This is a genomic window from Xanthomonas sp. SHU 166 (genome assembly GCF_000364685.1).
GTDB lineage: Bacteria > Pseudomonadota > Gammaproteobacteria > Xanthomonadales > Xanthomonadaceae > Xanthomonas_A > Xanthomonas_A sontii.
Map to the genome: position 1 here is coordinate 1 of NZ_AQOJ01000732.1, position 479 is coordinate 479.

The window sequence follows — 479 nt, forward strand, 5'->3', positions numbered from 1 at the left end:
CGCGAGCCGCACGAGGTCGCGCACTGGAACAACCTGGGCACGGCGCTGCGCGAGGCCGGCGACCCCGGCCCGGCAGGCGAGGCCTATCTTCGCGCCCGCGCGCTGGCGCCGGACGATCCGCTGCCGCACCACAACCTCGGCCTGCTGGCGATGGACGCCGGCGACTACGCCGCGGCCCGCGAACACCTGCTCGACGCGCATGCGCTGGCGCCGCAGGCGCCGCCGTTGTGCGTGCACGCGGCGATGGCCTGCCACGAATGCGGCGACTTCCAGCGCGTGCAGGCGCTGATCGCCGACTGGCGGCAGTGGCCGCCGCTGGATCCGGACACCACCGTGGAACTGGCCTGGCTGTTGTCGCAGGGCGGCGAGACCGACACCGCCGGCGACCTGCTGCGCGCCTGTGCCGAGGGGCCGATGGCGCAGCCGGCGCGGGCCTGGTCGCGGCTGGTGCTGGTGCTCGAGCGCGCCAACCGCCTGCC

At 76.0% G+C, this 479-nt stretch carries 1 protein-coding gene; it reads left to right on the forward strand.

What is annotated here, in order from left to right; translation table 11 throughout:
* A partial coding sequence (locus tag D180_RS17120; RefSeq protein WP_043091236.1) for a tetratricopeptide repeat protein occupies window positions 1-479 on the forward strand: 479 nt, incomplete at both ends.